This window comes from Streptomyces sp. NPDC002536 (genome assembly GCF_053594995.1).
This window is the reverse complement of sequence record NZ_JBSFWU010000100.1, coordinates 1-19,681: the sequence shown is the minus strand read 5'-3', so window position 1 is coordinate 19,681 and position 19,681 is coordinate 1. Positions and strand designations below refer to the sequence as shown.

At 71.2% G+C, this 19,681-nt stretch carries 13 protein-coding genes; 5 read left to right on the top strand and 8 right to left on the bottom strand.

The annotated features are described in order from the left end of the window. Positions 1 to 85 precede the first annotated feature (85 nt). Positions 86 to 2,893 (bottom strand): SpoIIE family protein phosphatase, encoded by a 2,808-nt coding sequence (locus tag ACWD4B_RS28405; RefSeq protein WP_451423431.1) that lies wholly within the window; start codon positions 2,891 to 2,893, stop codon positions 86 to 88. 160 nt (positions 2,894 to 3,053) lie between these two features. After that, positions 3,054 to 4,025 carry a cyclase family protein gene (locus ACWD4B_RS28400; RefSeq protein ID WP_451423430.1) on the bottom strand — a complete coding sequence of 324 codons (972 nt, stop codon included), beginning with the start codon at positions 4,023 to 4,025 and terminating at the stop codon, positions 3,054 to 3,056. A gap of 201 nt (positions 4,026 to 4,226) precedes the next feature. Here ACWD4B_RS28400 and ACWD4B_RS28395 point away from each other — a divergent pair, with 201 nt between their 5' ends. Continuing rightward, complete coding sequence (locus ACWD4B_RS28395; protein WP_451423429.1) at positions 4,227 to 5,093, top strand: hypothetical protein; 867 nt, start codon at positions 4,227 to 4,229, stop codon at positions 5,091 to 5,093. 121 nt (positions 5,094 to 5,214) lie between these two features. On the opposite strand, the gene ACWD4B_RS28390 is transcribed toward ACWD4B_RS28395, so the two are convergent. Further along, positions 5,215 to 8,043 (bottom strand): M4 family metallopeptidase, encoded by a 2,829-nt coding sequence (locus ACWD4B_RS28390; protein WP_451423428.1) that lies wholly within the window; start codon positions 8,041 to 8,043, stop codon positions 5,215 to 5,217. A gap of 162 nt (positions 8,044 to 8,205) precedes the next feature. Further along, positions 8,206 to 8,694, bottom strand: a complete 489-nt coding sequence (locus tag ACWD4B_RS28385) for a glutathione peroxidase (RefSeq protein WP_451423427.1) — start codon at positions 8,692 to 8,694, stop codon at positions 8,206 to 8,208. A gap of 229 nt (positions 8,695 to 8,923) precedes the next feature. On the opposite strand from ACWD4B_RS28385, the gene ACWD4B_RS28380 reads away from it, so the two are divergent. Next, a complete protein-coding gene (locus ACWD4B_RS28380; protein ID WP_451423426.1) occupies positions 8,924 to 9,844 on the top strand; it encodes a ricin-type beta-trefoil lectin domain protein in 921 nt (306 codons plus the stop codon). Positions 9,845 to 9,848: 4 nt separating this feature from the next. Here the strand turns inward: ACWD4B_RS28380 and ACWD4B_RS28375 are convergent, their stop codons facing one another. Next, entirely contained in the window at positions 9,849 to 11,432 is a 1,584-nt protein-coding gene (locus ACWD4B_RS28375; RefSeq protein WP_451423425.1) for an ABC transporter substrate-binding protein, read from the bottom strand. After that, on the bottom strand, positions 11,429 to 13,528 hold the full coding sequence (locus ACWD4B_RS28370) for a hypothetical protein (protein ID WP_451423424.1): 2,100 nt from the start codon (positions 13,526 to 13,528) through the stop codon (positions 11,429 to 11,431). Before ACWD4B_RS28370 ends, ACWD4B_RS28375 begins: the two co-directional genes overlap by 4 nt. 321 nt (positions 13,529 to 13,849) lie before the next feature. Between ACWD4B_RS28370 and ACWD4B_RS28365 the strand changes: the two genes are divergently transcribed. The 3 genes from ACWD4B_RS28365 (at position 13,850) to ACWD4B_RS28355 (ending at position 17,286) form a co-directional block, all read left to right on the top strand. Continuing rightward, positions 13,850 to 14,884 (top strand): zinc-binding dehydrogenase, encoded by a 1,035-nt coding sequence (locus ACWD4B_RS28365; RefSeq protein ID WP_451423423.1) that lies wholly within the window; start codon positions 13,850 to 13,852, stop codon positions 14,882 to 14,884. Positions 14,885 to 14,942: 58 nt separating this feature from the next. Further along, a complete protein-coding gene (locus tag ACWD4B_RS28360; RefSeq protein WP_451423422.1) occupies positions 14,943 to 15,671 on the top strand; it encodes a glucose 1-dehydrogenase in 729 nt (242 codons plus the stop codon). A 169-nt stretch (positions 15,672 to 15,840) separates the two neighbouring features. Next, positions 15,841 to 17,286 (top strand): alkaline phosphatase family protein, encoded by a 1,446-nt coding sequence (locus ACWD4B_RS28355; protein WP_451423421.1) that lies wholly within the window; start codon positions 15,841 to 15,843, stop codon positions 17,284 to 17,286. A 52-nt stretch (positions 17,287 to 17,338) separates the two neighbouring features. Here the strand turns inward: ACWD4B_RS28355 and ACWD4B_RS28350 are convergent, their stop codons facing one another. Both ACWD4B_RS28350 and ACWD4B_RS28345 read right to left on the bottom strand, forming a co-directional pair. Then, the gene (locus ACWD4B_RS28350) at positions 17,339 to 17,800 is read right to left on the bottom strand and encodes a hypothetical protein (protein ID WP_451423420.1); all 462 of its coding nucleotides are present in this window, start codon (positions 17,798 to 17,800) and stop codon (positions 17,339 to 17,341) included. A 95-nt stretch (positions 17,801 to 17,895) separates the two neighbouring features. Beyond that, entirely contained in the window at positions 17,896 to 19,398 is a 1,503-nt protein-coding gene (locus tag ACWD4B_RS28345) for an alpha/beta hydrolase (protein ID WP_451423419.1), read from the bottom strand. Positions 19,399 to 19,681 lie beyond the last annotated feature (283 nt).

Below are 19,681 nucleotides of genomic sequence, written 5' to 3'. Positions count from 1 at the left end.
TCGTGGCTGGTCGCGCCCACGCGGCGGAGCCGCATATGTCAACAGTCCCGCGCCCCTACAGGGCGCCGTGGCGCCGGACAAACCGTCAGATCGCCGGGATGTCGTCGAAGTCGATCTCGACGGCCTCGGCTCCGGGTGTGCCTGCGGACATCTCCAGCGGGCACTCGGCCCAGATGACCTTGCCGCCCGGGGTGTAGCGGGTGCCCCATGCCTGGGAGAGCTGCGCCACCAGGAACAGGCCGCGGCCGCCCTCGTCGGTGGTGGCGGCGTGCCGCAGGTGCGGGGCGGTGCTGCTGCCGTCGGAGACCTCGCAGGTCAGGGTGCGGTCGTAGAGCAGCCGCACCTGGATGGGGTCGCTGCCGTAGCGGATGGCGTTGGTGACCAGCTCGCTGAGCAGCAGTTCGACGGAGAAGGCGATCTCCTCCAGACCCCATTCGGCCAGCCGGCGGGTGACGGCGGTGCGGACGGAGGAGACCAGCGCCGGGTCGGCGGGCAGGTCCCAGGTGGCGATGCGGTGCGGGTCCAGGACGTGGGTGCGGGCGACGAGCAGGGCGATGTCGTCGCCGGGGTGCTCGGGCATCACGCTCTCGACGACCGCCTGACAGGTTTCGTCGGGCGGGCGGTTGGGGTGTGCCAGGGCCTGGCGCAGTTCCTCCATGGCCATGTCGAAGTCGCGGCCGCGGTCCTCGATGAGCCCGTCGGTGTACAGGACCAGCTGACTGCCCTCGGGGAGGTGGAACTCGGCGGTCTCGAAGGGCAGGCCGCCCAGCCCCAGCGGCGGCCCGGCGGGCAGGTCGGGGAAGACGGCGGTGCCGTCGGGGCGGACCAGCGCGGGCGGGCAGTGCCCGGCCCGGGCCATGGTGCACAGCTGCGTGGTGGGGTCGTAGATGACGTACAGGCAGGTGGCGCCGATGATCCCGGTGATGCCGGCGAAGGGGTCGTCACCGCACTCCTCCCGGTCGAGGCGGCCCACGAGGTTGTCGAGGTGGGTGAGGACCTCGTCCGGGGGCAGATCCAGCTCGGCGAAGTTGCGTGCGGCGGTGCGCAGCCGGCCCATGGTCGCCGCGGCGTGCAGCCCGTGGCCGACGACGTCCCCGACCACGAGGGCGACGCGGGTGCCGGAGAGGGGGATGACGTCGAACCAGTCGCCGCCCACGCCGGACTCGGCGGGCATGTAGCGGTGCGCGATCTCGACGGCGTTCTGCTCGGGGAAGCCCTGCGGCAGCAGGCTGCGCTGCAGGGCCAGCACCATGCTGTGCTCTCGGGTGTAGCGGCGCGCGTTGTCGATGCAGATCGCGGCGCGCGTGGCGAGTTCCTGCGCGAGCGAACGGTCGTCGTCGCCGAAGGGGGAGGGGTCGCGCGAGCGGTAGAAGCTCGCGATGCCGAGGACGTTGCCGCGGGCCAGCAGCGGGACGGCGATGAGGGAATGGACGTTGTGGGCCAGGATGCGCTGGGCGTTCACCCGGTTCTGGGAGATCCAGCCCAGGGCGGTGCGCAGGTCGGGTTCCAGGACGGTCCGCCCGCCGGCCAGGCAGCGCAGCTGCGGGGTGGTCGGCCGGAGGTGGACCTGCTCGCCGACGGGGTAGAAGGGGCAGTCGTCGCGGATGCCGTGGACGACCGTCCGGTGCAGGTCCTTGGTGGGGTCGGCCGGCTCGTCGCCGCGCAGGACGGCCTCGGGAAGGTCGATGGTGACGTAGTCGGCCAGGCGCGGCACGGCCATCTCGGCCAGCTCCTGGGCGGTGCGGGTCACGTCCAGGGTGGTGCCGATGCGGGTGCTGGCCTCCGACAGCAGCTCCAGGCGGCGCCGGGCCGCCACGGCGAACCGTCCCACCCCGGGCTCGCCCACCATCACGAGCCCGCCGGCCGCCCGTCCGGCGGCGGGCGTGCCGGGGACGGGGGCCGGGCCGGGCAGGCGCCCGGGCAGCGGGACGGCATCGGTCAGCGCCTGCTGCGTCACGAGACCGGGCGGCATGGCGGATTCGGCGGTGACGGCGAGACGCTGGTGCTCCGCGGGGAGCACCGCTTCGACGACCACGCCCTCCACCCCGGAGGAGCTGATCACCGGCCGGCTCATCAGCGTGATCCGCCGCCCGCTGGGCAGCGGCACCTCGACGGCGGCCCGCTGCGCCGAGGAGATCAGCTCGGTGGCCTTCTCCTCCAGGACCAGCCGGTCACGCCAGTCCAGCGCGCTGGTGACGAGCCCGCCCGGCTGCTTCTCGTCGGCCGGTACGCTGCGGCTGATGTCGAGGTACGCCTGCAGCAGGGCGCGTTCGCGCGCCGAACTCTGTTCCAGCAGCCGTCGTTCGATGGCCTCGGCCGCCCTGCTGATCACGACGTCCAGCGCCACGTCCGCGTCGGCGCGCGGGTAGCCGAAGCACAGCACCCCCTCGATGCGCCCGCTGAGCGGGTCCCGGATGGGAATCGCCGAACAGGCGTTGGACTGCGAGCGTTCGGCGAAGTGCTCGGCGCCGTAGACGTTGATCAGCCGCCGCTCCGCGAGGGCCAGCCCGATGCCGTTGGTCCCGCCGTACTTCTCGGCGAACACGAAGCCCGGGACGCTCTGGATCGGATCCAGGAGCCTGACCAACGACGGGTCGCCGAACCGGCGTTGGAGCACCGCGCCGCGCCCGTCGGCCAGGGACACGTTCATGTGCGTGCCCGCGAACCTGGCCTGCAGCCGGTCCATCACGGGCCCGGCCGCGAGGACGAGACGGCCGTCCAGGTCGAGGTCCTGGGTGTAGGGAAGCTCGCAGCCGTCCGGGGAGAGCCCCAGCGACCGGCTGCGCTCCCAGGAGCTGAGGATCAGGCTCCGCACGCCTTTCCCGGCCGTCCCGCCGAGAAGGAACCGCTCACGGGCGAGTGCCGGGCCGAGGTCGTCCGCCACGAGCCCCATCCGGATCACTTCCCTCATCCGTACGTGCGGCCATGGCCACTCGTGCGTCGGAGCAGTTGCAGTGATGTTCCATTTTAGAACTTTGTCCATATAGCGGCACCGGTCGCCCACAGGTCACCGCCCGGAACGGCCGGTGACCTGCCCGGATGCTGCCGCCGCCTCACAGCACCGCGACCGGGGCGACGGGCGAGCCCGTGCCGCCGGGGATGTTCAGCGGGGCCACGACCAGCAGGAACGCGTAACGGCCCGCCCCGGCGCAGGCCGCGGAGAGCGCTTCCAGGTCGAGGTTGTCCAACAGCGGGACGCCCATCGCGGTGAGGGCGAGAGCATGCACCGGGGAGTGCACGCCCTCGACCGGCGAAGGCCGTACGTCGCTGTCGCCGTCGCTGCCGAGCAGTGCGACGCCCCGCTCCGCCAGCAGCGGCACCGCGTCCACGTGGAAGCCCGCGCACGCCTCGCCGGGGTCCCAGGCGCCCAGCTCCCGGCGACGGCGGAACCGGCCGACCCGCAGTAGCACCGCATCGCCCTCGCCGGCCGCCACGCCGAGCGCCTCCTCCGCCGCGACGACGTCCGCGGCGTGCACCGCTTGACCGGGCTCCAGCCACGCCGCCCCCAGGACGGCCGGCAGATCGAGCAGTACACCCCTGGCCACCAGGGGCCCGAGCGCCGCGACGTCCCCGAAGCGGGCACCCCCGGCACCGACGAGCTCCCGCGCCGCGCCGCCCCCGTACAGCCGCCCGTGGTAGGCGATATGGGCCGGCGCGTCCAGATGACTGACGGCCTTGCCGTGGTAGTCGACGCCGATGAAGTCCTTGTGGGCGGAAGGCTCGGGAGCCTCGACGTCACCGAGGTCGGACATGAAGTGCAGGGCGGGTTTGGCGTTGTCCGGCCCCGGCACGGTGTCCCACGGCCGCCCCAGCGTCACCACGGTCCCCGACCGCACCAGCGAGGCGGCCTCCCGGACATGCTCGGCGGTCACCCGGTTCCAGGCACCCCGGCCGGCGTCCGCCCAGCGGCCCCACGTCCGGACCGCGTCGAAGAGCACGTCGAACTTCTGGCCGGAGACGGGTGGTCCGTTGCGGGGACCGTCCGGCGGGGGAGCCGGGGTGCCGGCGGGACGGCTGCTGCTCATCTGGTGCTCGGTGTTCCGGGACGGGCGGAGGGGGTTAGGGCCTGTCCGATGCCAGTGTGCCCCCGACCGGCAGGTCCCGGCATCCCGGGCAGGGACGTTACTCCCGGTTGGTCTGGACAAAGCACCTGGTGATGGTGTCAGTTGGTGATCAACAAGGCAGACGGCCCCACCCCCACCCCTCCCAACAGACGGGAATCACACGTGATCAAGAGATTGTGCGGCCTGGCTCTGGCCCTGGCCCTCACCGGAGCCGCAGCCGCGGGCACCGCGCAGGCCGACGCGCGCACCGGCCAGGCCGATCCCGGCAAACGCGTCTACAACGGCATGCAGATCGCCTTCGGCCCGGACGCGCCCAATCTCTTCTGCACCCTCGGCGCCGTGGGCACGGACGACCACCAGCGCAAGATAGCCATCAGCGCGGGCCACTGCCTGGGCGACCCGAGCAAGAAGTACGCGGACCGCGAGATCCCGGAGAACGTCGCCCCCGTCTACCACCGGCAGGACATCGGCTACGGCCCGATCGGCCACGTACGCTACTTCAAGGACCCCGAGGGCTCGCAGACCGGACACCTCACCAAGGACTACATGGTCATCGAGCTGCTCCCGCAGGTGACGCTCTCCTCCCAGGGCCCGTACCTGAAGCAGACCGGCGAGGTGAAGTACCCGCAGGGGCCCGTCAGTCCGAACGCCCTCAAGCCCGCGCTCGACAACGAGCGGCTGCTCACGACCGGCAACAACGAGATCATCACCTCGGGCCAGACAGGCGTCTGGTACGGCACCGTCATGAACAACGACAGGGGCGTCTACCGGGCACCGGCCCTCAACAAGGCGGGCGACTCGGGCGGACCGGTGATCTGGCACGTGCCGGGCACCGACCTCCCGTCCCAGGCCAACAACTTCCAGGCCGTGGGCCCCTGGGCCGGCATCACCAAGGCCATCACCCTCCAGCTGCCCCCCTTCAACTACACCAGCTCGGCGAACATCCTCGCCGACCTGCGCGCCCGCGAGGCCGCCGACCCCGCGCACAACATCTACGGCGCGGGCTTCGAGGTGACGGCCAACCCGTGACGGCTAACCCGTGACGGGCGACCGGCCGGCCCGCGCCTGAACCCTCAGGTACCGCGGCGGAGTTCCGTAACCGCCGGGATCCGCCTGCCCGGACCCCAGCGGCCGTCCACGTCCCCGGAGGTCAGCCGCAGGTGCCGGCCGGGCGGGTGCGGGTGACGAGGTCGGTGGAGCCGGTGGTGGCGTCGATCCACACCACCTGCCTGCCGCCCGCCGCGGCGGGCGCGAACTGCTCACCGCGGTTGCAGGAGACCCGGACCCTGCGCGAGCCGTCCGGAGCGAACTGCCACAGCTTGTCCAGTGAATCGGGTGTCCGCGCGGCGATGGTCACCGCGTCGTCGGAGGCCGTCAGGTCCCCGACCTGCAGCGCGTCCTTGCCCGTTCCGGGGCTGATGTCGACGGCGCCGGTGCCGTCGAGGTTCGCGCGGCGCACCGTGGTCGTGCCGCTCTGCGGGACGGTCGGCACCAGCCAGTACACGTACTTCCCGTTGATGGCGGTCACGGTGACCATCGGCGGTGTACCGAGCTGCTGCATCACCGTCCGCTTGCCGGTCGCGGTGTCCAGGACCTCGGTGTCGTTCTGCCAGCCGTGGGGACCGCGGTGCCAGTGCGCGAAGGCGATCCGGCCGTTGCTCAGGGACGGATAGCCCGTGCCGGCGTCGCTGTTGTACGGGACCGGGGGCACGGTGACCGGACCGGCCCCGTCCATCCGCACGTACATCACGCGCGGTCCGACGCGCTGCCCGTGGGTCGCGAACGTCACGAGCTTCCCCTCGACGTGCAGCGAGGAGACGCGGTACCCGCTGTACAGCTTCTTGATGGGGCCTCCGGCCAGCGGTCGTGCCAGCACGTCGGAGACCTTGCCCCGGTACGTCTGCCACACCACGGTCCTGCCGTCGGTGACCGGATCGACGTGGTAGTGCCCGTCGTTGGGGCTGATCAGCTTCGGTGCACCGGTCCCGTCCAGACGGCCGGCCCAGACCGAGTACGGCTCCGAGCCGTCGTCGTTGGACCTGGCCGCGGCCCACCAGCCGCCGCCCGCTCCCACCGACGAGCGTTCACTGGTCGTGTTGACCTTGGCGGACAGGAGGTCGGAGTCCACGCCCATGGCCAGTTCCCAGCCGGGCACGATGCCGTGGGCGTTGAAGGCGCGCTCGACGGACTTCAGGTCGTCGTCCGGGACCTTGAGGTCCTTGGCGGCGGCGATGACCGCATTGCGGCCCTCGGTGAAGCCGTCGAGGGGCGTCATGTACGCGATGAGCGCCCTGTAGACGATCCTGTCGGCGAGCGTGCGGTCCAGATCCTTGCGGATGTCCCACAACGCACCCGAGAAGATGGTGGAGTTGAGATGGACGCCGCCGTTGTCGTGGCCGATCGCCAGACCGAGGAAGGACTTGGACGTGGTCCTTCCGTCGTTCATGTCGCGGGTGGCGCACTCACGCGGGGATTTGGTCCGGCACAGCGCCTCGCCCAGGAGGCCCGCGTCGGGATCGTCCATCGCGATGCCGTACGTGTCGGTCTTGATGGCTCCGCCGAAGTAGTCGGCGATCGCCTCGTTCATGGCGCCGGACTGGCCCGCGTAGACCAGATTCGCGCTGTTCTCGACGACGCCGTGCGTCATCTCGTGACCGACGACGTCCAGGGCGGCGGAGAACGGACGGTATTCCTTGTCACCGTTTCCGTACACCATCTTCGTGCCGTCCCAGAAGGCATTGACGTACGGCACGTTCTTGCCGACGCCGACCAGGGAGTTGACGGCCATGCCGCGGCCGTCGAGGCTGTTCCGGCCGTGCACCGACTTGTAATAGTCGTAGACCTTGCCCGCGCCCCAGTGCGCGTCCACGGCACCGGCCTCGGTCGCCTCCCGGTCGAAGGCGGGGGTCGGCGAGCCGAACTCCTTGATGCCGTAGGGCCAGGTGCCGGGCACCTGCCAGACGCTCAGCTCCCGTGCGTCCCAGGTCGAGATCAGATTCTTGTCGCTGCCGGCCTCGGCCCGGGTGCGGTCGCGCATCACGTACTGCTTCCGCGCCTCGTCCCGGTCCAGCTGCAGGTCGACGGTCCTGCCGTCGAACTTGACGCCCGATCCCTTCGGCCCGGCGTCCTGCGCCGTGACGGAACGGTGCTCCTGGCCCGCCGAACTCCCGGTCCCGCTCGCCTCGTCGGGAGCCGCGAATGTCTTGATCCCGCTGTACTGGAGAACCGGGTAACCGGACTGCGCCTCGATGTACACCTCGTGCAGGACCGGAGCCCCGGTGGCCGGGTCGGTGCCCCGCACGGTGACGTGCTGGGTGAGCACGCCCTCGCCCTTGGGGAGGACGACCGGTCCGCGCGCGGTGCCGGTCAGCGGCGTGCCGGGCCCGTCCGGCCCGTCACCCTTGCCGTCCCGGCCGGGCTGCCACGGGCCCAGCTGCGCCTGGACCGCGTCGACCGCCCGGTCGACCGCCACCTCCGCGTCGATCCCGGAATCGGTCGCGACCTTCAGCCCGGTGAAATACTTGCCCGAGGTGCCGGTGACGACCCGCTTGCCGTCCTTGTTCTCCATGCGGACGACGTACTGCCCGCCCAGGACGTCCACCCCGCGGTACTTCTGCTGCAGCCGCACGATCTCCGAGCGGCCCGAGACAGTCGTCTGCACGGGTTGCAGATCCCGCTCGGGGTGCGCGATGCGGTAGCGGCTCTGCTTGTCCGCCAGGTGTCCCCGGGCCGCGTCGGCGGCGCTCCCGGCCGCCTTCACCGGCTCCCGGATACCGGTCACCAGCGCGGGCGTTGCCGTGTGCTGTCCCGGTACGACCTCTCCCGGGCCCGACGCCGGTGCCGTCGCCGCGTGGGCGGGCACGGCGGAGACGACGAGTGCGGCGGCGCCGATCAGCGCCGCCGCACCGGATATTCCGCCGCGTGGTCCGGATCCCCCGGACGCTCTTCGTCTTGCCGAACGTGCGCTGGGCCTGTGCACGGTACCCCCTCTGCGAGACGCCGGGCGGAACATGCCCGACAGCCGGAACAATTCCGGGCAGAGCCATGCAAGCGGCGATGCGTCGGCTCATCAATGGGGGAGACGAAAGTGCGTGGGCCGGTTTCGGACGTGTGGGGCACCGCGGTGTCAGGTGTTGAGGCGTCAGGCCGGCAGCACGGCCTCGATGGCGGCGGTGACCTCGGGCGCGTCGGGCTCGGTGCGGGGGCCGAAGCGGGCGGTGACGGTGCCGTCGGGGGCGATGAGGAACTTCTCGAAGTTCCAGCGGATGTCCCCGGTGTGCCCCTCGGCGTCCGGCGTGTCCACGAGCCCGGTGTACAGCCGGTGCCGGTGCTCGCCGTTGACGTCGGTCTTCTCCGTCATCGGGAAGGTGATCCCGTAGGTGGCCGAGCAGAAGGCGGCGATCTCCTCCGCGTTGCCCGGCTCCTGGCCCATGAACTGGTTGCACGGGACGCCCAGGACGGTGAACCCGCGCGGGGCGTAGTGCTCGTGGAGCTTCTCCAGCGCGGCGTACTGCGGGGTCAGCCCGCACCGGGAGGCCACGTTGACGACCAGGACGGCCTTGCCGCGGTACTGGGCGAGGTCTGCCGGGCCGCCCTGGAGGGCGTCGATCTCGACGTCGTAGAGGGACATGTTCGCTCCTTGCTGGTTGCTGGTTGCTGGTTGCTCGTGCCGTCGCCGGCGCAACTCGCCGGACGTACGGGCCCAGTGTGCCTGCCGCGGCGAGCGCGGCGGCCGCCGGGCCCGTCGCGGAGTGTTGACCCGTTGTTGAAGCCCCGCCCCTAGCGTCCTCCGACGAGCCCGGGCACCACTGCCCGGGCGCGATCCGCGAACGATGCAAACGATGCAGAGGACGGGCGTCATGAAGAAACAGCTGAAGAAGTTACACATATGGGGTGCCCTGGCGCTGGCCGCGGCAGCCGTCACCGCCGTGCCGGCGACGGCGCAGGCGGCGGATTCGACGGGCCCGGTCACCGGGATCGGCGGCAAGTGCCTCGACGTCCGCGCCGGCGGGACGAGCAACGGCACCCCGGTGCAGCTGTACGGCTGCAACGGCACCGACTCCCAGAAGTGGACCTTCTCCTACGAGCCCGGCCGGGCCGGCTCGCCGCTCGTCGCGTTGGGCAAGTGTCTGGACGTCGCCTCCAGCGGTACCGCTGACCGCACGCCCGTCCAGCTGTGGGACTGCAACGGCACCGGCGCCCAGACGTGGGTCCGTGTCGAGGGCGGCGCCCTGCTCAACCCCCGGTCCAACAAGTGCCTGGACGTCCCCGGCGGCAGCACGGCCGACGGCACCCGGTTGCAGATCTACTCCTGCAACTACTCGCAGGCCCAGAGATGGGACTTCCCCACCGGGAGCGGGAACGGGAGCGGGAACGACCGTCCGTCGGCCGACGAGCTGAAGAAGCAGGTGCTGCAGCTGGTCAACGACTACCGCGCGCAGAACGGCAAGGCGGCGCTCACCTACGACCCCGCCGTGGAGCACGTCGCGCAGGACGAGGCCGACGAGGAGGCCCGCCGTCAGCAGCAGGGCCACTGGACCTTCGACGGCACCCTCAACGCCCGGCTCCAGCAGTACGGCTTCTCCCACCGACCGGGCGCGACCGGTGAGAACGCCGCCGGCGCCCACGGCTTCTGGACGGACGCCCCGTCCGTCGTGAAGGCGTGGATCGACGACGAGAAGCACCGCAACATCATGCTGGGCGACTACTCGTACACCGGCGTCGGGCTGGTGATCGACGCGAACGGCACCTACTGGTGGGCGCAGGACTTCGTCGGCTGAGCCGTCAGCCCCCGTTCGGGGCCGCGCAGTCCTCGGACGGGGGCCGGCCCGTCGGCCAGGCGAGACCGTCGAAGGCGATGCTCCTGGTGCGCGGGTCGAGCTCGACGATGGCGACGCCCTTGTCGTAGGGGTTGCCGTAGTTGTCCAGGCAGATCCAGCCGCTGGCCCCCTCCACCTTGCCGCTCTTGCCGTGCATCCGGTACCAGGCCTCGGTGACGTCCTGCAGGCTGGGGAGCGGGTTGTCCTTGCCGGTGTTCCTGCGGATGCCGGAGACCGCGGTCCACACGGAGTCGTGGATCATCATCGTCCGGGAGTCGTGCAGGTCGTACCAGCTGCGCGGGCTGATGGGGCCGACGGACTGCCGGCCCCCGGAGCCCTTCGTCGCCGTGGTCATCAGGCTGCTCAGCTCCTGGAAGGTCCGTGACATCTCGCCGGTGGGCGGGTTGCCCCACATATCGGGGTGGGCGAGCGAGGCGTACTTGAGCGTGATGCCGTGGGAGAAGATGGACCAGTCGAAGCCGGGATCCGCGGCGAGCTGCGAGGCGAGCGTGTTGGCGGCGTCCCCGGTGACCACGGTGTAGGCGGTGTCCTTGCCGTCCTTCTTCCGGCAGGCCCGCTTGCCGAGTTCCTGGAGGAAGACGCCCAGCTGCTGGTAACGCCCGGCGAAGTAGATCACCTTGGCGTCCGTCTCGCAGATGCGCAGCACCATCCTGTTGAAGTCCATGGGAAGGCTGTTGCCCGCGCTGAACAACTCGCTCTGGTACGGCGACCCTTTGGTGCGTTCCGCGAAGGCCTCCTTGAGGGTGTCGATGTAGTTGTCGCCCTGGCGCTGGTCCTCCACCAGGAGGGAGTCCGCGGGCTTGGCCCCGTGGTCCTTGTCGAAGTCGGCGATCGCGGCGGCCTCTTCGCGGTTGGTCGCGCCGATCCGCACCAGACCGGGGTAGGCCTTGGGATTCCGCGCGCTGTTGGCGATGCTGTCGGCAGTGATGGTCCCGCCGACCACCGGTATGCCGAGATCCCTGGTGAGGTGTGCGATGGCGTCCCGGAACGGGCTGGTGCTGTTGTCGAAGCCGGTGACGGCGCGCAGGTTGTCCTTCGGGCTGCGGGCCATCCCGCCCAGTTGGTCGGTCACCCGACGCCACTGGGCGCCGTCCCGCCCCGGGTTGGCGAGCACCAGCCGGATGGCCGGCTTCTCGCCGCTGGAGAGGTGGTTGGCCCGGTACTGGGCGAGATAGGCCCCCTGGACCTCTCCCAGGATCCGGCGCTGCTCGACCTCGTTGTCCCCGATCAGTGAAATCATCAGGGCGACCGTGACGTAGGGGGTGTCCTTCTCCCCGACGACCCGGTCATTCTCCTCCTTGACCCGCTGCGACACGTCGGCGAGGAGCGGCGCGAACGCGTAGGCTCCGTCGGTCACTCCGGTGCACTCCTGGCGGGGCCCGCGCTTCTCCACCCCCTGGCCGCACGAGGGGTCGGGCTGCAGGAGCGTCCACCCGGCCCAGCCGCCGAGGCCGGTCAGGACCAGGACGACTGCCAGCGCCACGGCCTTGGTCACCGGGCCCAACCGGCCGAGCATCGTCGGTCTCATACGCCGATCCCTCCCTCAATCGGTAGGTCAGGTGCCTGGACGCCCTCGTCCAGCCGCTTCGGCCACTCCAGGCAGGCCCGGTAGAGCGCATCGTCGTCCTCGACGTGTTCGTACAGCGTCTGCAGCGCCGTCCTGATCTTCTGGACGTGCCCGTCGACGGGAACCGCCAGTGGATCGGACTGCCGCCACAGTGCCTGCACCAGCTTGTTGACCGCCCAGTGCACCGGAACGGCGGCCGGGTCCGCGCATTTGGTGCACCCGCCGTAGTCCACCGGCCGCACCAGGGTGTCGTAGACCCGGGCGGCCTCGTCGGGCGGAACCGGTGCGGCGCAGACGACGTTCACGGTGGAGAGCCAGGCGGCGCACCCGTCCCGGCCGAAGCGCTCGTGCAGGACGCGCACGACCAGGTCCACTTCGCCCAGCGCCAATGAATGGTGCAGGTAGGGCAGTTCCTGCCCGCTGGACTCGGCTCCGCCGTTTCCCGGCGTGTAGCCCGCCCGGAGCCGGCGGTGCATCTGGTACCAGCGTTCCTCCGGTTCCTCGAGACGCAGCCGCATCAGCAGCAGCGCACGCAAGGCGCGATCGACGACGAAGGGGCTCACTCCGTGGACCGCAGGCCAGGGGTGCAGGTTCCAGCGGGAGGCGTCCAGATGGCGCCTGGCCTCGTGCACGCGCTCCCGGGGGCTGTCCCCGAGGGCGTTCTCCTCGCACGGGAACGCGGCCGCGAGGCGCCGTGCGGCGCTCTCGTCCAGTGCGACCGACAGCAGGGGCAGCCGCGCCCGCAACCCGGCCTCGGGAAGCAGCTGTTCGAGCGTGCTGCAGGTGAGGCCCGACGGCGATCCGTCGTGGAAGAGGGCGAGGAACTCGGCGAGGCCGAGGCGCTCGCCGGTCGCGGGGAGCTCGCGGGCCGTGTCGGCCAGGAGCCGGGCGCTGCCCGGCCGGCCGCCGCTGAGCCGTTCGAGGAGGAGCGGGAGGCCTGCGGGGTAGTCGAGCGGGCTGAGCATGCCCATGATCTCGTCCCGTCGGACCGGCGGCAGCCCCAGCCGCAGCAGTGGCGGGTAGGCGACCCGGTTGGACGACGGTCTGCGGCGGCCGGGGTCGACCGGGGTCCCGACCTCGGACAGTTGGGTGAGGGGCCGGGGATCCCCGAGCGACGTCGCCACGACGACCGGGCGTGTGACCGGGTGGCCGGAGCGTCCCAAGCTGTCGTAGGCACTGACGAGTTGGTCGAAGAAGCCGGCCGCGGCAGGGCTGTGGACGTTGTCGAGCAGGATCAGCGGGAGCGGGGTGCGGTTGGCGCGGTGCAGCCGCCCGTAGTCGTCGTCGATGTCGGCCAGGAGCGCCGCGATCAGCTGCTCCTCGGCCTTCCGGCGGCTGTATCCCTTTCTGCGGAAATCGTGCACGAAGGAGAACAGCTTCTGCAGGCTGTCGCCCTGGGCCAAGGGCAGTTGCTCGCCCCACCAGTGCAGCGCACCCCTGTCCGGGCGCGGGGCCAGCAGGAGATCGCCGGCCGTGGTCAGGACGGTGGGGAATATCTCGTCCAGGGGCGCGGGCAGGGCAATGGCGTTGGTGAGGAGCGGGGTGAGGGCATCCAGCCACTTCTTCAGGGATTCCCTGCGTTTCCTGCGATCGGTGTCGCCCGTCGCGACGATTTCCCGGAGGCTGCGTTCCGCCTCCCTGAGCTGGTCCGGGAAGGTGCCTTCGGGCTCCCAGGCGGTGACCACCAGCAGGCCGATGGAGAGCCGGGGAAAGCGCGGCGGCCGGCGGGTGCCGTGCAGCTTCAGTCCGAGCTTGTAGGACAGCAGGTAGAGAACGTTCGTGACCGGCGAGGAGTTCGGGCTGTCCGCCGCCCCGCCCTCCTCGAATCCGGGTGCGGCCAGATCGACGCGTGCAAGGGGCACGCGGTCGTGGTAGCCCTCGTACAGCGCGTTGAGCAGGGCGCTTTTCCCGCTGCCCAGCCCGCCGCAGACCTGCACGATCGGTGCCCGGTCACGGTCCTCGAAGGGGACGCGGCCGCCGCCGGTGCGTTCCAGGCCCACCAGCCGGGGGACCAGTCCGTCGAGCACCGGGCCCTGGCCGTAGAGTCTTTCCCCCATGACTCTCCCCACGCGTCGTTCGAAAGCGTCAGGTAGACGGTGGAGGAAGGATAGGGTCTGGGGTTTCCGGTGTCCGTGGTGTTCCGCAAAGTTGACGGACCGTCATGGAAATGGCGAATTCCGGAGGCGGTGCGTATCGGTGACAGATGGTGCTCGCCCGTCACCCACCGGAATCGGTCTCGCCTTGCAGAGCCGCGCGCGGCTGGCAACGCTGGAAGGACCGGAAGAAAACACGCAGACAACGCAGCCGACGCGGACAACGCAGATGACGCAGCCGTCGCCGGTGGTGGCGAAGCGCGACGATGCGAACGGACGATTCCCATGCGAGCAACGCTGATCTACGGGGCCGGGGACGTGCGCGTCGAGGACGTGCCCGACCCCCGCGTACAGGAGCCCACCGACGCCGTGGTGCGCGTGCTGCGCACGTGCATCTGCGGCAGCGACCTGTGGCCCTACGGGGCGAGACCGGCCACGGAGCAGGGCGAGCGCATCGGCCACGAGTTCCTCGGCGTCGTGCAGGAGACCGGCGCGGACGTGGCCGGGCTGGAGCCCGGGGACGTCGTGGTCGCGCCGTTCGCCTACGCGGACAACACCTGCGCCTACTGCGCCGAAGGCCTGCACACGTCCTGCCCGCGCGGCGGATTCTGGGCGCAGAACGGCGTGGACGGAGGCCAGGGCGAGGCCGTGCGGGTGCCGTGGGCGCAGGGGACCCTGGTGAAGCTCCCCGTCGGCGAGGACTCCCCGCTGCTGCCGTCGCTGCTCACCCTGTCCGACGTGTTCTGCACCGGTCACCACTGCGCGCTGACGGCCCGGGCCGGGCCGCGTACGGCGGTGACGGTGATCGGCGACGGCGCGGTCGGGCTGTCGGCGGTGCTGGCCGCCGGGCGGCTCGGCGCGGAGCGGATCGTGCTGATGGGCCGGCATCTGTCCCGCACCGACCTCGGGCGCGACTTCGGTGCCACCGACGTGGTCCCCGAGCGCGGAGCGGAGGGCGTGGAGCGGGTGCGCGAGCTGACCGGCGGCGAGGGCACGCGGGCGGTGCTGGAGTGCGTCGGCACCGAAGCGGCCCTGGAGACGGCGCTCGGTGTCGTGCGCGACGGGGGAGTGGTGAGCCGGGTCGGCGTACCGCAGTACGAGAAGGGGCCTCTCGGGTTCGACATGTTCGGCCGCAACATCACCCTCACCGGCGGCACCGCACCGGCTCGCGCCTACATCGAGGAACTGCTGCCCGACGTCCTCGACGGCGCGATCGAGCCCGGCCGCGTCTTCGACCGCACGGTCGGTCTGGAGGAAGTGCCGGACGGCTACCGGGCGATGGCCGACCGCACGGCCCTGAAGGTACTCGTCCGGCCCTGACCTGTCCGGCCTTGATATTTTTTCCCGTCGAGTGTTCGCGACCATCGGGAGCAGACGCATGGGAAAGCTGCAGGGAAAGACCGCGGTCATCACCGGCGGCACGTCGGGAATCGGCCTGGCCACGGCAAAGCTCTTCGCCGAAGAGGGTGCCCACGTCTTCGTCATGGGCCGCCGGCAGAAGGAACTCGACGAGGCCGTGAAGGAAATCGGCAGCAATGTCACCGGAGTTCGGGGCGACGTCGCCGAACCGGCCGATCTCGACCGGCTGTACGAGGCAGTGAAGGCCAAGGGGCGCATCGATGTCGTCTTCGCCAATGCCGGCGTCGGCGACCCGGCCCTTCTGGAAGATGTCACCGAAGAACACTTCGACAAGATCTTCGGCGTCAATGTGAAGGGCGCGCTCTTTACGGTGCAGAAGGCTTTGCCGCTCCTGAACGACAGCGCCTCCGTCATCCTCACGGGCTCCGTCGCAGGGAGCAAGGGAACGCCCACGCACTCGGTCTACGGCGCAAGCAAGGCGGCCGTCCGTGATTTCGTGCGGGTGTGGACGGCGGAGCTCAAGGACCGCCGGATCCGCTCCAACGTCCTCAGCCCCGGGCCCGTCGAGACGCCCATGCTCGCGGCGCAGCCGCAGGACGCCGTCGCGCAGCTGGTGGCCGGTATTCCGCTGGGGCGCGCAGGAGAGCCGGAGGAGGTCGCCAAGGCGGCGCTCTTCCTGGCGTCGGACGACTCCAGCTTCATCACCGGCATCGAACTGTTCGTCGACGGCGGCAGGGCCCAGGTCTGAGACGGTGCTCCGGCGTCAAGACGAGACGAACCACTCGTCCGGAAAGGTGATTATTGTGCTCTGATGCCCCATGAGGCGCCGCTGATGCAGCAGTCTCGTCGTCACCGCTGGGCGATCGCCGGCTGCGATCGCCCGCGCGGCAGGCGGAGACGGCTGTGGCGGAGGACGGATGACGGGTATCAGTCGGCGCAGAATCCTGACCGGCGCAGCGGCCGCTGCCCTCGGCGGGGCATCGTTCTCCGCACTGCCGGGGAGCGTGCAGCGGGCGGTGGCGGCGGGCCCTGCCGAGGGCGGATCGCTCAGGGACGTCAGACACGTGGTCCTGCTGATGCAGGAGAACAGGTCGTTCGACCATTACTTCGGCACGCTCAAGGGAGTGCGCGGCTTCGACGACCCCCACGCGCTCAAGCTGTCGAACGGCCGCAACGTCTTCCACCAGCCGGACAGTGCGAACCCCGAGGGGTACCTGCTGCCCTTCCGCCTCGACACGCACAAGACGAACGCCCAGTCCATCCCCTCCACCAGCCATGCCTGGGACGTGCAGCACGAGGCGTGGAACGGCGGCCGGATGGACCGGTGGATGCCCGCGCACCGGCACGCGGACGGCGCGGACGCGCCCTATGTGATGGGCTATCACACCCGCGAGGACATCCCCTTCCAGTTCGCCCTGGCCGAGGCGTTCACCGTCTGCGACAACTACTTCTGCTCGGTCCTGGGCCCCACCTGGCCCAACCGTCTGCACTGGATGTCGGGCACGATCGACCCCGGCGGCACCCGCGGCGGTCCCGTCATCACGAACGACTACCCGCCCACCTTCTACCAGTGGACCACCTACGCCGAGCGCCTGCAGGACGCGGGCTTCAGCTGGCAGGTCTACCAGGGCCGGGACAACGGCTCCTACAACGTGCTGAACGGCTTCAAGCGGTTCCGGGAGGCACAGCCCGGCGACCCCCTGTACGAGCGCGGCATGCGCAGGCTGCCCGAGGGCGCCTTCGAGGAGGACGTCCGCAACGACCGCCTCCCCGCCGTCTCCTGGCTCATCCCCTCCACCGCCGAGTCGGAGCACCCCGACTCCCTGCCGGCGGCGGGCGCCGACTACGTGGCGCAGAAGCTCGAAGTCATCGCCGGCAAGCCGGAAGTCTGGAACAAGACCGTCTTCATCCTCAACTACGACGAGAACGACGGCCTCTTCGACCACGTCCCCCCGCCCGTGCCCCTAGAGGGGACCAAGGACGAATTCGTCTCGGGCCGGCCGGTCGGCGGCGGCTTCCGGGTGCCCTGCCTGATCATCTCGCCCTGGACCGTGGGAGGCTGGGTCGCCCAGGAGGCCTTCGACCACACCTCGTGCCTGCGCTTCCTGGAAAGCTGGACGGCGGCCCACGGCAGGGAGGTGCGCGAGCCCAACATCAGCGCCTGGCGGCGCCGCACGTTCGGCGACCTCACCTCCGCCTTCGGCTTCGCCGCCCCCGCCCGGAAGCCGCCCCGCCTGCCGGCCAACACCCGGGAACAACTGGCGGAGGCGCAACAGGAGGTCGCCTCCCTGCCCAGGCCGGCCTTCCCCACCACGGGCCAGACCCCGCCCCGCCAGGAGCGGGGCTCGCGCAGGCACCGGTGACGAGGGGAGCGGCCAGGCCGTCCCACCCGGCACGTTGATCCCGACGGCGGCCTCAGGCGCCCATCGACGCCAGCTCGATTGCACTGCGGTAGTCGGCGGACGCGGCGACCACGCACGTGCGGTAGGTGCGGTTGCCCCGAACCGCCTGGAAGTAATTGCGCAACTGGAGCGCGTACTTGACGAGATACGAGGGCCCGGGAATGAATCCCGGAGGCTTCGGGACGAGCGCGAACGCCTCGGAGCACGTGAGGATCGCACCGGTGGCCCGGGACAGCACGTCGGCCACGTCGCTGTTCATGTTCCAGCCGTCGGCCAGCTGCTGGTTCCAGATGGCGGCGGCCACGACGCGCAGCTGTGCCTGCTCGTCGGGCGTCGGGTCGTCGGCCGGCGTGACGGCCGACGCGGCCCCGGGTGCGGGCGCGGCAGTGGCCGCCCGGGCCGCTCCCGGTCCGCCGACGGCCAGCACCATGCCGGCCAGGGTCGCGGCAGTCGCCGACAAGAGTCGTTGTCTCATTCCTGCCCCCTGTCATCGGGCGCGGCCGCCCGGCCGCGCCCGTCGAGGCTGGCACGGCCGTCTCCGCCGTGTCCATGCGCGGGCGCAGGCCGGCCTCAGCCCTCCAGGTGCCCCAGCACCGAGCGCATCGCGTGCTCCACCGCGTGCCGTGACTGTTCGGTGTGGTCGACTATCTCGAAACCGTGGTGCCCGTCCGGCACGTCGACCACCTCGACGTCGGCCCCGCAGTCCCCGGCGGCGGACAGGAACTCCTCCACCTTCGCCGCGAACTCCGCGTTCTCCAGCCCCACTCGGGTCAGCACGACGGGAAGCCGTCCGGCGTTGCGCACCTCGGCCGCAGGGTGGAAGCGGGAGTCCGTGAGCCCCCAGCCCGACGGCGGGGCGAGCAGGGGATAGGTCGTCGCCACGCACCGCAGCCACGGCGGGGGTGCGGCGAGCCACTCCGCCGACAGCAGGGCACCGCCGGAGAAGAACCACAGCGCGACGCGGTCCGCGTCGACGCGCGGATCGGCCCGCACGAGGTCCACCGCCGCGGCGACGTCCTCGGCGGCACGCGCGTAGTCGGTGATGTCGTGCAGCCGGTGCTCCACCACGGCGCCGACCGCCCCCAGTTGCGCCGCGTACCGGCCGTAACCGACGTAGAGCGGCCAGTCGCGCGGCGTCGGCCGCACCTGTGCGGGAACCGGGCCGCCGTGGACGAACACCACGGCCGGACGGGGGTGTTCCGCATCCGGCAGGTGGAGATCGACGCGGCCTGTGCGCTCCCGGGGCCGTTCGGGCAGGTCCATGAGGAAGGGCCTGAGGTGTGCGGGCTGTTCGGGCGTCGTCGTGGCCAGCCGGTGTCCCTCCCCTGCGGCGGCCCGCAGGAGCACGCCGGCCAGTTCGCCGGGGGCGGAGAGCATCGGCCAGTGCCCGGTGCCGAGTTCGAGGAAGCCCACCCGGCGGTCGAGGAGCGCGCGGAACTTCGGGTCCCCGAGCCGCACCTGCGTCTCGACCATGGCGATGCTCGCCCCGTTGGCGGTGCACAGGACACCGGTCGTCGGCAGGCCGACGGCGGTCCCCGACAGCCGGAGCGGCTGGGTGAGCGTGCGCACCGGCTGCGGTGCGGCCAGGCGGCTCAGGCGCGCCAGCGCGGCCCCGGGCACGTCCGCGATGCTGCCCCACCGCTGCCAGTCGTCGTGCGACGGCGGCGGTACCGGCCGGTCGTCCCCGGGCGACCGGGCCGGCAGCGCGTCGCGGATCGCCTGGTCGGGCACGAGGTGGACGGCCGGTACGCCGTCCTGCGGCATCCCCGCGTCCAGGTAGACGATCCGGGCGACCCGCTCCGGGCGCCGCTCGGCGGCGCCGAGCACCGGGTGGATGCCGTAGCCGTGGCCGACCAGCACCAGATCCGGCGCCTCCGTGTGGTCGATCAGCTGCACCACATCCTCGATGTGCGTCTCCAAGTCCGTGTCGGGACGGGCCAGATGACGGCGGTCGCCCATGCCCGTGAGCGTGGCCGGATGCACCTCGGCCCCCGACTCCCGCAGCCGGGCGGCCGTTTCCCGCCAGATCCAGCCGCCGGTGCAGATCTCCGACACCAGCACGAATGCCGTCATGGGCCTCTCCTCGTTCGCTCGGGTCCGCACGACCGGCCCGCCGGGCCGTCCGCGCTCCCGTGCACGGTAGGAGTTCCCCCTGGGGGAGATTCAAGGTGCTGCGGGGCGGGTGGGCATCACCTGACGGTTGCTCACATCCGGTGCCTGTGGTCCGGAGCGTTCTAGGGCGTGTCCGGCGGATCTTCGCTCGTGGGTGCGGTGCGCCCCGTCAGGGGCGCGGGGAACTGCGCGACAAGCCACCGACGGCCTGCAGCCGACGCATTGCCCCTGGGGTCCGGGGCGA

What these genes read in the sequence shown, in the direction of transcription:
- ACWD4B_RS28365 (WP_451423423.1), top strand. Translation starts at nt 13,850, where the DNA reads ATGCGAGCAACGCTGATCTACGGGGCCGGGGACGTGCGCGTCGAGGAC.
- ACWD4B_RS28405 (WP_451423431.1), bottom strand. Translation starts at nt 2,893, where the DNA reads ATGGGGCTCGTGGCGGACGACCTCGGCCCGGCACTCGCCCGTGAGCGG.
- ACWD4B_RS28345 (WP_451423419.1), bottom strand. Translation starts at nt 19,398, where the DNA reads ATGACGGCATTCGTGCTGGTGTCGGAGATCTGCACCGGCGGCTGGATC.
- ACWD4B_RS28355 (WP_451423421.1), top strand. Translation starts at nt 15,841, where the DNA reads ATGACGGGTATCAGTCGGCGCAGAATCCTGACCGGCGCAGCGGCCGCT.
- ACWD4B_RS28360 (WP_451423422.1), top strand. Translation starts at nt 14,943, where the DNA reads ATGGGAAAGCTGCAGGGAAAGACCGCGGTCATCACCGGCGGCACGTCG.
- ACWD4B_RS28385 (WP_451423427.1), bottom strand. Translation starts at nt 8,694, where the DNA reads ATGTCCCTCTACGACGTCGAGATCGACGCCCTCCAGGGCGGCCCGGCA.
- ACWD4B_RS28350 (WP_451423420.1), bottom strand. Translation starts at nt 17,800, where the DNA reads ATGAGACAACGACTCTTGTCGGCGACTGCCGCGACCCTGGCCGGCATG.
- ACWD4B_RS28370 (WP_451423424.1), bottom strand. Translation starts at nt 13,528, where the DNA reads ATGGGGGAAAGACTCTACGGCCAGGGCCCGGTGCTCGACGGACTGGTC.
- ACWD4B_RS28375 (WP_451423425.1), bottom strand. Translation starts at nt 11,432, where the DNA reads ATGAGACCGACGATGCTCGGCCGGTTGGGCCCGGTGACCAAGGCCGTG.
- ACWD4B_RS28380 (WP_451423426.1), top strand. Translation starts at nt 8,924, where the DNA reads ATGAAGAAACAGCTGAAGAAGTTACACATATGGGGTGCCCTGGCGCTG.
- ACWD4B_RS28400 (WP_451423430.1), bottom strand. Translation starts at nt 4,025, where the DNA reads ATGAGCAGCAGCCGTCCCGCCGGCACCCCGGCTCCCCCGCCGGACGGT.